The sequence below is a fragment of the Pseudomonas sp. A25(2017) genome, assembly GCF_002001065.1.
Classification (GTDB): Bacteria; Pseudomonadota; Gammaproteobacteria; order Pseudomonadales; family Pseudomonadaceae; genus Aquipseudomonas; species Aquipseudomonas kilonensis.
The window spans coordinates 42,763-52,751 of the sequence record NZ_MUOA01000077.1 but is presented as its reverse complement, the minus strand read 5'-3'; the positions used below and the strand labels follow the sequence as shown (position 1 = coordinate 52,751).

Annotated in this window: 8 protein-coding genes; 4 read left to right on the top strand and 4 right to left on the bottom strand. The window is 58.6% G+C overall.

Going from position 1 to position 9,989, the window contains the following annotated elements; genetic code table 11:
* Positions 1-3,531 (top strand): S-layer family protein (locus tag B0E42_RS20635; RefSeq protein ID WP_077507193.1); only part of this gene is annotated, 3,531 nt, incomplete at its 5' end.
* 112 nt (positions 3,532-3,643) lie between these two features.
* On the opposite strand, the gene B0E42_RS20630 is transcribed toward B0E42_RS20635, so the two are convergent.
* Positions 3,644-3,895, bottom strand: a complete 252-nt coding sequence (locus B0E42_RS20630; protein ID WP_077507192.1) for a hypothetical protein — start codon at positions 3,893-3,895, stop codon at positions 3,644-3,646.
* 98 nt (positions 3,896-3,993) lie between these two features.
* Positions 3,994-4,323, bottom strand: a complete 330-nt coding sequence (locus tag B0E42_RS20625) for a TrfB-related DNA-binding protein (protein WP_077507191.1) — start codon at positions 4,321-4,323, stop codon at positions 3,994-3,996.
* 225 nt (positions 4,324-4,548) lie between these two features.
* On the opposite strand from B0E42_RS20625, the gene B0E42_RS20620 reads away from it, so the two are divergent.
* The 3 genes from B0E42_RS20620 to B0E42_RS20610 all read left to right on the top strand — a co-directional run bounded on the left by B0E42_RS20620 (position 4,549) and on the right by B0E42_RS20610 (position 7,658).
* Positions 4,549-5,901, top strand: a complete 1,353-nt coding sequence (locus B0E42_RS20620) for an OprD family porin (protein ID WP_077507190.1) — start codon at positions 4,549-4,551, stop codon at positions 5,899-5,901.
* A 361-nt stretch (positions 5,902-6,262) separates the two neighbouring features.
* Positions 6,263-6,484: a ribbon-helix-helix domain-containing protein gene (locus B0E42_RS20615; protein ID WP_077507189.1), complete on the top strand. Its 222-nt coding sequence runs from the start codon at positions 6,263-6,265 to the stop codon at positions 6,482-6,484.
* Between the two features lie 412 nt (positions 6,485-6,896).
* Entirely contained in the window at positions 6,897-7,658 is a 762-nt protein-coding gene (locus B0E42_RS20610; protein WP_077507188.1) for a hypothetical protein, read from the top strand.
* Between the two features lie 740 nt (positions 7,659-8,398).
* Here the strand turns inward: B0E42_RS20610 and B0E42_RS20605 are convergent.
* The gene (locus B0E42_RS20605; RefSeq protein WP_077507187.1) at positions 8,399-9,376 is read right to left on the bottom strand and encodes a tyrosine-type recombinase/integrase; all 978 of its coding nucleotides are present in this window, start codon (positions 9,374-9,376) and stop codon (positions 8,399-8,401) included.
* Complete coding sequence (locus tag B0E42_RS20600; protein ID WP_077507186.1) at positions 9,373-9,924, bottom strand: GNAT family N-acetyltransferase; 552 nt, start codon at positions 9,922-9,924, stop codon at positions 9,373-9,375. The genes B0E42_RS20605 and B0E42_RS20600 overlap by 4 nt, the downstream gene beginning before the upstream one ends.
* Positions 9,925-9,989: the final 65 nt, after the last annotated feature.

Below are 9,989 nucleotides of genomic sequence, written 5' to 3'. Positions count from 1 at the left end.
ACCCTGGTGGCCTCGGTTGAAGATGCCAACGGCAACCCGGTGGCCAATGCCCCGGTGACCTGGTCGACCAGCACCGGCACCCTGTCGGCCGCATCGAGCAGCACCGATGCCAACGGCAAGGCCAGCGTGACCCTCAAGGGCACCGTTGCCGGCACCGCGGCCGTGAAAGCCCAGGCCTCGGCCGGCGCTTCGTCGGCTGATGTTGAGCTGACTCCGGACGGCTCCACCGCCAAGGTCGTAGACCTGACCGCTACCCCGGCCACCATCGTGGCCAATGGCACGGCGACCAGTACCCTGGTGGCCTCGGTTGAAGATGCCAACGGCAACCCGGTGGCCAATGCCCCGGTGGCCTGGTCGACCAGCACCGGCACCCTGTCGGCCGCATCGAGCAGCACCGATGCCAACGGCAAGGCCAGCGTGACCCTCAAGGGCACCGTTGCCGGCACCGCGACCGTGAAGGCCCAGGCCTCGGCCGGCGCTTCGTCGGCCAACGTGACGCTGACGCCGGATGGCTCCACCGCCAAGGTCGTAGACCTGACCGCTACCCCGGCCACCATCGTGGCCAACGGCACGGCGACCAGTACCCTGGTGGCCTCGGTTGAAGATGCCAACGGCAACCCGGTGGCCAATGCCCCGGTGACCTGGTCGACCAGCACCGGCACCCTGTCGGCCGCATCGAGCAGCACCGATGCCAACGGCAAGGCCAGCGTGACCCTCAAGGGCACCGTTGCCGGCACCGCGACCGTGAAGGCCCAGGCCTCGGCCGGCGCTTCGTCGGCCAACGTGACGCTGACGCCGGATGGCTCCACCGCCAAGGTCGTAGACCTGACCGCTACCCCGGCCACCATCGTGGCCAACGGCACGGCGACCAGTACCCTGGTGGCCTCGGTTGAAGATGCCAACGGCAACCCGGTGGCCAATGCCCCGGTGACCTGGTCGACCAGCACCGGCACCCTGTCGGCCGCATCAAGCAGCACCGATGCCAACGGCAAGGCCAGCGTGACCCTCAAGGGCACCGTTGCCGGCACCGCGACCGTGAAGGCCCAGGCCTCGGCCGGCGCTTCGTCGGCCAACGTGACGCTGACGCCGGATGGCTCCACCGCCAAGGTCGTAGACCTGACCGCTACCCCGGCCACCATCGTGGCCAGCGGCACGGCAACCAGCACCCTGGTGGCCATGGTCAAGGATGCCAACGGCAACACCCTGGGCGCCGGCGTTGCGGTGACCTGGTCGACGTCGCTGGGCAGCTTGTCTGCAGCATCGAGCACGACCAATGCCAGTGGCCAGGCCACGGTGACGCTGAAAGGGACGGTGGCCGGTTCGGCGACAGTGACGGCTTCGGCCGTGGCTGGATCTGCAACGGCAGCTGTGACCCTGACGCCAGACAGCTCCACCGCGAAAGTAGTGGACCTGAACGCGACCCCGGCCATCATCGTGGCCAATGGCACGACGACCAGCACCCTGGTGGCCTCGGTTGAAGATGCCAACGGCAACCCGGTAGCCAATGCCCCGGTGACCTGGTCGACCAGCATCGGCACCCTGTCGGCTGCATCGAGCAGCACCGATGCCAACGGCAAGGCCAGCGTGACCCTCAAGGGCACCGTTGCCGGCACCGCGATCGTGAAAGCCCAGGCCTCGGCCGGCGCTTCGACGGCCAACGTGACGCTGACGCCGGATGGCTCTACCGCGAAAGTGGTAGACCTGAAAGCTACCCCGACCGCCATCGTTGCCAACGGCACGGCGACCAGTACCCTGGTGGCCTCGGTTGAAGATGCCAACGGCAATCCGGTGGCCAACGCGCCGATGACCTGGTCGACCAGCACCGGCACCCTGTCGGCCGCATCGAGCAGCACCGATGCTAACGGCAAAGCCAGTGCGGTACTGACAGCCTCAACAGTTGCTGGGACTGCAACCGTGACTGCCAGTAGTCTGTCCGGATCCGCCACAGCAACTGTGGCCATGACGCCAAACAGTGCGACGGCTGAGGTGACCTCGCTGGTGGCAACACCGGCCAGCGTCGTGGCCAACGGCACGGCGACCAGCACCCTGGTGGCCACGGTCAAGGATGCCAACGGCAACACCCTGGGCGCCGGCGTTGCGGTGACCTGGTCGACGTCGCTGGGCAGCTTGTCTGCAGCATCGAGCACGACCAACGCCAGTGGCCAGGCCACGGTGACGCTGAAAGGGACGGTGGCCGGTTCGGCGACGGTGACGGCTTCGGCCGTGGCTGGATCTGCAACTGCAGCAGTGACCCTGACGCCGAACAGTGCGACGGCCGACGTGACCTCGCTGGTAGCGACTCCGACCAGCATTGTGGCCAACGGCACGACGACCAGTACCCTGGTGGCCACGGTCAAGGATGCCAACGGCAACACCCTGGGCGCCGGCGTTGCGGTGACCTGGTCGACGTCGCTGGGCAGCTTGTCTGCAGCATCGAGCACGACCAACGCCAGTGGCCAGGCCACGGTGACGCTGAAAGGCACAGTGGCCGGTTCGGCGACGGTGACGGCTTCGGCCGTGGCTGGATCTGCAACGGCAACGGTGACCCTGACGCCCGACAGCGCCACGGCAGCGGTAACGGCATTGGTGGCGACACCCACCAGCATCGTAGCCAACGGCAGTTCAACCAGTACCTTGGTCGCGACAGTCAAGGATGCCAATGGCAACACTTTGGGGGCCGGTATCAATGTGACGTGGACAACTACCGGAGGCACGCTTTCCGCAGCATCGAGCGTGACCAATTCCAGTGGTCAAGCAACAATCGTATTGCGTTCTTCAACCGCCGCAGTAGGTGTAACAGTCAAAGCAGCGGCGGTTGCTGGTTTCGCAAACGCTGGGGTTACTTTTACAGCTGACCTTTCAACAGTCCGTGTCGTTGATGTCGAGGCAACGCCAACTTCTATTGTTGCAAATGGTTCTGATGTGAGTACGTTGGTTGCAACGGTACTTGATGCCAATAACAACTCTGTTGGTGCAGGCGTCGCCGTGAGCTGGACCACCAGCCTAGGTACATTGTCTGCGACTTCAACTACCACCAATGCCAGCGGTAAAGTCACTGTGACGCTGAGTGGTTCGGTCGCTGGGTCTGCGACGGTGAGGGCGTCGGCGGTAGCTGGATCGGCCACGGCGGCGGTGACATTACAGAGTGCCGCGCCTGTTATAAGCAGCTTTTCTGAGCAAGGTCGTTCTACTCAGGCAGGCTCATCGACGTTCAGTGCCAGTCGTCTTCATCTAGATAGGGAGATTGCGTATTACGAAGAAAACAATTTTAGTTGGAGTGCCACGGGGGCTACTCGTTACGAAGTAGTTGACCCATGGGACAACGTTGTTTACTCAGGCTCGGGAACCTCATTCTCACTCTCAAATAAAGTCATACCTGGACAGTTCGGCTCCGATCTTTATTTGAAAACGAATGACGGTGACGTACGCTCCTACACGTTGAAGGCATTCAATGGTGATGCAATGTCAACTCGCGCCCTTCCACTAACAATTAAGTGGTACAGCTGTGGAGGGGGCTGTAGCGGGACCTAAAAATCTCATCGTGCTGTTAGTTTGTAGTTAGAAATGCCCCGCTATGCGGGGCGTTTTCTAGGTGAGACACAAAAAACCCCGCTTCGGCGGGGTTTTGTTTGGATCGCTGGGTTTAGAAGTTACGGGTGAGTTCAGGCACACCGTCCGGGCAACCCCAGGCGCAGGATGGCTGGTACGGCGCACCGTCTTGGCCAGCTGAGTACTGAGCCTGCGCAACTTCTGGAATCTCGGTGTACTTCTCTGGATTCGCAGCGCGCTCAGCAGCAGCGGCGGCATGCAGGTTGTCGAGGGTAGTGCAACCGGTGCTGAACAGAGCGCCCATTGCAACCAGGCCGAACGCTGCGATTTTGATAGATGCTTTCATGGTGACACTCCTTGGTTTGGGGTTCAGCGCCGTGTTTGTCGCTGATGGCCCCATGCTATGTACTTGAGTAAACCCTGTCAACCATTAGTTTACCGGGTTTACTCGTTTTTTATTTTTTCGACCTCTTTTTTTAATTTTTCGCGTGTTTCTGCCGCTAACCAATCTGGCATCCATTCCGCTTCCATAAGCACCCAGTTGGCTGGCAACCCGTGTAGGAGAGCCCTAACGCGTTTCATATGCTTGTAAGCATTCTGCTTGGTCATACCCACCGCCGCTGCGGCTTCCGTTGGGGGTAACCCCTCAACAAGAATCAAGCGGGCCAGGTTATTTACCTCAGCAGACAGTTTTATCAGCTTTGCTTGGCTTGCTTCAAAATCCGCAAGGGTCATTCGTATCGGCTCTGTCATCGGATCAATACCAGTCTTCATTGCGACCTGGTTCGAAACGCGATCCAGGTGTACGGAATAGTAAACACTGATGCCTTACGGTTTACTAGGTTTACTTCTATCTAGAAGGTATTTGGCATTTTCGTAGATGCGCTCATAGCCAAAATGCATAAGCAAAAACCGTAACGATCATGGACGTAACAAATAATTACGTTTAGCGTGGCGGCCTTTCAGCATCACCAAAAAAAGACACACCAGGAGCTATCTATGTACAACCGTTCTTTGCCTATAGCTGTCGCGCTTGCCAGCTTTTCTTTAGGTGCAAACGCCGCCGAATCCCAGCAACATGGTTTCGTTGAAGACAGCAAATTGAGCGTTACGGCCCGTAACTTCTACATCAACACGGACAACCGAGACGGCACCGCCAATCCTTCGAAGCAAGAAGAGTGGGGCCAAGGCTTCATCTTCAACTTCATATCGGGCTACACCGAGGGAACTGTTGGTTTCGGTTTGGATGCTATCGGCTTGTATGGCGTTCGTCTTGACTCCGGCAAAGGCACTGCTTACAACGCCAATAGCGTGGGCAAGGGTGGTACTGTTTTCCCGAGTGACAGTGACGGACGCGCCGTTGGCGACTTCGGTAGCCTGGGCGTTACCGGCAAGGTGAAAATTTCCAAGACAGAATTGCGCTTGGGTACTTTGCAGCCAAAGCTTCCTGTTGTTCAAACCAATGATGGCCGCCTGCTTCCGCAGACTTTCGAGGGTGGCCAGATCACCAGTAATGACATTGAAAACCTGACATTGGTGGGTGGCAAGCTCGAGCACGCCAAGGGTCGGAACTCGACCAATATGGACTCGCTGACCATTGCGGGCTCGAATGGCAATCCAGTAACCACCCGATCCAACCAGCGCAGCAATGCGTTCTACTACGGCGGGGGTGATTACAAGATCACCAAGGACCTGACCGCTCAGTATTACTACGGCAACCTGGATGACTTCTACAAACAACACTTCTTCGGTTTGCTGCATAACTGGGCGCTACCAGTTGGCAATCTGAAAACCGATCTCCGCTACTTCTACAGCGACTCTGATGGCAAGAATGCCAGCCAAGAAGGTCGGATTGCGGGTTATCGCTCGTCGGGCTTCAACAACAACGGTGGTGAAGTTGATAACCGCACCTGGAGCGCAAAATTCACATACAGCCTGCAAGGCCATGCACTGACCGCCGGCTATCAACGTGTGAATGGAACCAGTGATTTCCCATTCTTGAACCAAGGTGATGGTTCCAGCAGCTACCTGATTACCGATGTACAGATTGGCAAGTTCCAACGTGCCGGCGAACGCACCTGGTTGGCAGGTTATGCCTACGACTTTGCAACGATTGGTGTGCCTGGTCTGACAACATCGGTCATGTATTTGAAGGGCGACAACATTGCTGCCGCTGGCTATGACCGTAGCGAATGGGAGCGTGATTTCTCCCTGGGCTACGTCGTTCCGGCCGGTACGCTGAAAGGCCTTGGCTTGACCTGGCGTAATGCCTCGCTTCGCTCCGATGCGGCCAACCAGCGCGATCAGGACGAGAATCGATTGATCGTGAGTTACACCTACAATTTCTTCTGATAATATCTTTTCCGGGCCGGCTCCTCTCAGAAATGGCCTAATTCTTGTTTAACCCGGTGATCAAAAACCGGGTTTTTTTATGCCTTCGTCTTAGTGATTCTCGCTATTGGCGCACCTCCTCGATCCGCCTACGGCGCTGGCCATCCACTGCCGTTACCGCATCAAAGCCCAAGCCTCCACCAGTACCTACCCGGTAAAGCCACGTGGTCCCCGATTGGCCATGTCTGGTACAGAGGCTGAGATTTCTACGCTAAGTCCTTCACTAGCCAAGCATTACCATCTAGGCCAGCGCTTGACGTACTACCGTAGAACTTCTAACCTCACATAAGCGTGTATTACCGTATTACTTTGGTATCTGCCTATGACCGCCGAACACAAACCCACTGTCGTCAGCTTCAAGCTCGATGAGCAAGCCAAAAGACGATTTGATGCTGCCATGCGTTTGGAAGGTACAACGGTGTCCGAGACCATGCGCAATGCGGTGTTGAGGTATTTGAAGGAGCTGGACGAGGGGGTAAAGCACCCACAGTTCCGTCTGGATCTAGGAAATGAAGGTTCGGATAACAAGGCCGAGCAGCACTGAGGCAGCCCTTTACAGAGAGTTCAATCGTGTAGAAAACCAAAAAGCAGAAACCAAAAAGCCCGGCTGGTAACCGGGCTTTTTGGAAAATCTAGAACAGGCCTTTCTCTTTCGACGGTTAGAGGCCTGCTCAACACATCAATTGGTGAGCTGATTATGGCTGGCACTACGGGTTCTTGCAACCCTGAAAATGTCAACCGATTTAGCTTGCCGTCGAACGGCGTATAAAAATGGAATTCGTATTCGCAGCGGCTGTGTGCGTCCAATATGGCAACGGCCCGTACCTCATAGTAGACAAAGGCTTTTCTCCGAACGGTTATTGCAACCGAGGGGGGCAGGCGTAATGGCAAAGCTAAAGGCCGTACGACTTGACCCCTCTAATCCGCACTCCGCCTTACGGCGCCCCGCGCGGCCGATGCCACCGTCTTACGCAGCCCCCCGGCATTTATCCGAGCAGCAGCTGAAAAACCCCCTGATCCGATCTGCATACGAGCGACTGAGCAACATAACGGCTCATCGAGGTCGTTACCTTCGTCGACTTGATCGCGTGAATGGCGATCGCCGCACACGCATTGAGAAGTTCGTAGCCATCGAGAAAGTGGCAGAGCAGATCCTGGTTCGATTGGACCTGGCCACGGGGGTGCTGGGCTTCCTGGATGAAGATAACGGTCACTATGTATTGAATACGCAGCGGCGAATCGCTGAGGACTCGCCCATTTCAGCTCCGGTCCTGTGCCGGTTATTTCAGACCCTTGATGCTGCCGGCTATGTATACCGCCGTATCGAGCGTGTTCGCCTGGATGAAAAGGACGACAACGGCTTGCACCTGGTACGCACCCGCGTGTTAGTTCGCCTCACAAAACTGTTCTGGAAAGACCTCGGCCTGTTGCACGTTTTTGAGCGCGTGCAGAACTCAGCGCGGAAGCGTCGCCAAGTCCAGTTGGCCACGATTGCCCAGCGGCGGTTGGATGACATAGCGCGTTACTCCCAAGAGCTGCACAGACGTGAAGTATCTCGGGCACGCTGGCAGGCCAAGGAGAATCAGGGCAACCCGTCAATGCGTGAGCCATCGCACCCACCTGGTAACTCACCAGGCAGAAGTCAGTCGACTACCAGCGTTCAGGATAGGTTAAGTCAGCTGTTGGATAACGTGGCTAAGGCGGGTAAGCGCTCTTAATTATCTTTCCTAGTACCCTCCCCTTTGGTTATCCGCTCACGCGGAGGTCCTGTCACGCCCGCATTTTGTGCCCTCTCAGCGTGTATGTGTGGCCGGCGCCGACTGTTGCTGAAATGCCCTTTTTCCAAGCTGAATTTGGCCTGGGTTTAGTACCTTGGGCTGGTCAGGCTGTGAGCTTTAGAAATAAATGGAATTTTATACCCTCTTCAGTTACCCCCTCCGGGAAAAACAGGGCTTTACGAGGTGTTAACACCTCTCAGATAACGCCCGTGCAAAGTCGTGCCTACGGCACGGCACGGTGTAAAGCATGGGGCTGCTAGCCCCATACCCCAGGCAGAGGCCTGCGGCCCCTGCACCCGCAACCAGTAAAGCAAACCCTACTACCGCGTAAAGGCCTGTCTAAGCGGCCCAGGGCGATAAAGCCGCCCTGCCCTGGCCTTCGGCCACCCTTCGGGCGCTAAGACCCGGATAAATCGCCCCCGGACGGTAAACCGCCCGAGGACTCAACCGGGCGCGTTTGCGCGCAGGCTTGAACAGAAATATGAAACCGTTCGACCGCCATGTGCCTTCGGTGAAGGCATCGATTTTTGAAAATGCGTCGAGTCAGGACGATGGTAGAGATTTGTCACGTAGACGAATGATGGTTTGCAGTCTGAGGTGCGGGCGGATAACTGCTCCAGGATCTCGCCTAGAGCTGGGTATCTATGACTGTGCTGCAAAAAATAACCGTCGAGTAACCTTTAGTACTTCACCTTGTACGTCGGTGAATCCTCCGGCCGCTGGCCGCGCCGATCGTACAGCCGGGTTGTGCTGATATTCGCGTGGCCCAGCCACTCCTGGACCTTAGCGATATCTGCGTCATGCTCGAGCGCATTGGTCGCGGCCGTGGCTCGAAGTCCGTGCACGCCCAGACCCACGACGTGAATGCCCGCCGCCCGGGCCCACTGCGCCACCACTGTGTAGATCCCATTCGCGCTGATGCCGGCGCCGGTGGTGCGGCCGCGGATCGAGCGGAACAACGGCCCATGGCCAGGCTCACGCTCGCTGTCTCGTTCCAGGTAGGCATGAATGCGTTCGGCGGCGACCGGGTGCAGCGGTAAATAGCGGGTTTTGCCCCCCTTCCCCCTCACCCGCACGTGCTTGATGCCTCGGCGGTCCTGCAGGTCGCTGGTCATCAGCTGCGCGACCTCTTCACGGCGTGGGCCGTGGTACAGCAGCACCGCCAAAATGGCGCGGTCGCGGATCCCCTTCAACGTCCAGCCGTCCGGTGCCATCAGCAGCAATTTAGCCTGGTCATCGCCGAGGGCCGGCGTCTTGCCTTCGTTGTATTCCACCCGGGGCCGTTTGACGCCGTGCACGGGGTTGCCGCCGGCGACGGCGTTGTTCTCCAGGAGGTGATCAAACAGGCTGGCCAGCGCCGCCAGTTTGCGCCGAATGGTGGCCCCGGCCAGGCCCCGGGTTTCCAGCTGGGCGCGCCAGGCCAGGACGTGCGCGCGGGTGACCGCGCGGAATTCCTCGGCGCTGGTGAGGCCTACAAAGCTGCAGAAGTCTTCCAGGTCGTTTTGATAGGCGCGTCGGGTGCGTGGGTTGTCGATATTGGCGAACCATTCCACGGCGGCCGGCACGCTGGCCAGCTGCTGGAACTCCTGGGCGCTCAAGCGGCGTTCGCCGGACGGCAACAGCGCGGCGGTGGACTGGGGTGGATTCAGGTCTTTCATCGTATGCCTGGCCCTGCAGGTCGACCTGCCGCGTTTTCGGCGGCTACCCATTCCCAGTATTCACGTATCAGCCGTTCGTGTTCAGGTTCGGGCACCAGGTGCTGCCAGCGCTGTTGTTCCCGCTCCATTTGATCGACGCCGCGCAACTCGTCCTCGAGCACAGCGCCGGCCGCTGCAAAGCGTTGACGTGCCCGGTACCAGAACCCATCCGATGCCGTGTACTGATACAGCGGCACGATCGGCACCTGGTGCGCGAGCCATAGCTGCCACAGCGCGCCCAGGCCGATGCCCTGCCCCTGCAGCGCGGGTTCGATTTCGATCATGTTGATGTACAGCCGATCGCCCAGCGGGTTAATGCCGTAATCGATCTGGCCAACGCGTTGGCCAGCGACCTCGATGTCGTCCAGGTAGTCGGTACCGGGAAACACAAAGTTGCCCCGGGGCGATTCTTGCCGGCGATTGACCAGGTGCACGCGTGCCGACGCGTCATTCAGGTTTTTTCCCGCACGTCTATGGAAAAAGTCGCGTAGCGGCTCAAAAAACGACATACGGCGCTCCCTGCTGAAAGTGGTGATAACGTATTTTATCACCAGTTAAGTGGACGACGAGCGTA

Coding starts and splice junctions, on each gene's coding strand:
- B0E42_RS20630 (WP_077507192.1), bottom strand. CDS start 3,895: ATGAAAGCATCTATCAAAATCGCAGCGTTCGGCCTGGTTGCAATGGGC.
- B0E42_RS20625 (WP_077507191.1), bottom strand. CDS start 4,323: ATGAAGACTGGTATTGATCCGATGACAGAGCCGATACGAATGACCCTT.
- B0E42_RS20620 (WP_077507190.1), top strand. CDS start 4,549: ATGTACAACCGTTCTTTGCCTATAGCTGTCGCGCTTGCCAGCTTTTCT.
- B0E42_RS20615 (WP_077507189.1), top strand. CDS start 6,263: ATGACCGCCGAACACAAACCCACTGTCGTCAGCTTCAAGCTCGATGAG.
- B0E42_RS20610 (WP_077507188.1), top strand. CDS start 6,897: ATGCCACCGTCTTACGCAGCCCCCCGGCATTTATCCGAGCAGCAGCTG.
- B0E42_RS20605 (WP_077507187.1), bottom strand. CDS start 9,376: ATGAAAGACCTGAATCCACCCCAGTCCACCGCCGCGCTGTTGCCGTCC.
- B0E42_RS20600 (WP_077507186.1), bottom strand. CDS start 9,924: ATGTCGTTTTTTGAGCCGCTACGCGACTTTTTCCATAGACGTGCGGGA.